Source organism: Kitasatospora sp. NPDC001159, assembly GCF_053598235.1.
This window is the reverse complement of the sequence record NZ_JBSFJV010000277.1, coordinates 1-1,422: the sequence shown is the minus strand read 5'-3', so window position 1 is coordinate 1,422 and position 1,422 is coordinate 1. Positions and strand designations below refer to the sequence as shown.

Below are 1,422 nucleotides of genomic sequence, written 5' to 3'. Positions count from 1 at the left end.
CGCTATGACAAGCGAGGGCACGTGTTCCTGGGCACCGTAACCTTCGCGGCCGTCATCATCTGGCTCCGCTCATGATCGGAGAGACATGGCCTAGCACGGCCGCCTCCACCTCCCGGCGCCGGACCTCCTCTACGGGCACGGCAGTCACGTGCCAACGTGAGGGGCCCTCCGCGTTCAGCAACTCCGTCAGCCGGACGATGACGGGTATCGCCCGTCCGTCCCGGTGACGTAGGCGAAGCTCGCCGGTACGGTCCCCCTGGCACCGGTCGGGCCCCGGCAGTGGTAGCCGTTCCCCCATAGGCAAAAGCGACGTCACCGGGTGTCCGATTACCTCGTTCCCTTGGTAACCAAGCAGAAACTGTGCCGCGTGGCTCCACTCGGCCACACGGCCGTTACTGTCGATTACCGCCTGCGCCTCGTCGATGTCGCGGTCGGACTCGACACCGCTGTTCGTCACGACGATATGCCGTCTTTCCATCACCGCACTCGCATTTTCGACTCACGGCCGGGACGTGACGCCCCAATCCCCCCCCCGGACAAGCTATCCCTGTTCAAGTAGACCATCAAAGTGTTGTCAGCGGACGCGGCAGACGGTTCTGATCCACTTAGTGAGCGCCTGCATGGATCCCATGAGTCGACGGGCCGACGTCGAGGTCAACCACGGAATCATCTCTCTGGGCGACGGCGCGAAGAACACGATCAACAACTACCACCACCCCTTGCCCGCAGCGGCGTCGCTGAGCTGGCCGGGCGGTCCGGGCAGACTCTCCCCGACCGCTCTGGCCCCCGGCCGGTTTGTCGGCCGGGAACAGGAACTGCACGACCTGCACGCCGCCCTGCGATCCGGCACAGGGCTGATCGCCCAGACCGTCGCGGGCCTCGGCGGAATTGGCAAGTCGGCCCTGGCCTGCCGCTACGCCCAGATCCGGCAGGATCTGTACGGACCTTCCCCCTGAAGTGTGGACACCCCGGACACTGGATCACGGAGATCCAGAGGAAGAGGAGTCCCCCTGTGGTGATGAAGGTGTACTCGCCGGAGTTCAAGGCGGACGCCGTGGCGCTCTACCTGTCGGAGTCGGGACGCACGATCCGCTCCGTCGCCGATGATCTCGGGGTCAACCACGAGACCCTGAGGAACTGGATCAGCGCTCACCGGGCCCGGCAGCGGGAGGGCGCCGAGAGCGTTCCGGCTGCCGGTTCGGGCACCCCGGTAGGCTCCAGCACCGTGTTGGAGCAAGAGAACAAGCAGCTCAGAGCCCGGATACGGGAGCTTGAGCTGGAGCGGGACATCCTGCGCCCCGCGGCGAAGTATTTCGGGCTCTCCTGCCGCATGTGTGGGTGTGCTGATCTGCGGCTGGACGTGAAACACGCCGTTCCCTGTGATCCTTGAGGTGTCGAGACTCAAATTGGATCAAGCAGAGA

3 protein-coding genes are annotated in these 1,422 nt (G+C 65.0%); 2 read left to right on the top strand and 1 reads right to left on the bottom strand.

Annotated features, from left to right (window positions below):
* Positions 1 to 55: 55 nt before the first annotated feature.
* A complete protein-coding gene (locus tag ACWC9T_RS41845) occupies positions 56 to 478 on the bottom strand; it encodes a PAS domain S-box protein (RefSeq protein ID WP_449826254.1) in 423 nt (140 codons plus the stop codon).
* Positions 479 to 608: 130 nt separating this feature from the next.
* Between ACWC9T_RS41845 and ACWC9T_RS41840 the strand changes: the two genes are divergently transcribed.
* Both ACWC9T_RS41840 and ACWC9T_RS41835 read left to right on the top strand, forming a co-directional pair.
* Positions 609 to 956: a hypothetical protein gene (locus tag ACWC9T_RS41840; RefSeq protein ID WP_449826252.1), complete on the top strand. Its 348-nt coding sequence runs from the start codon at positions 609 to 611 to the stop codon at positions 954 to 956.
* A gap of 62 nt (positions 957 to 1,018) precedes the next feature.
* Positions 1,019 to 1,390 carry a transposase gene (locus ACWC9T_RS41835; protein WP_449826253.1) on the top strand — a complete coding sequence of 124 codons (372 nt, stop codon included), beginning with the start codon at positions 1,019 to 1,021 and terminating at the stop codon, positions 1,388 to 1,390.
* Positions 1,391 to 1,422 lie beyond the last annotated feature (32 nt).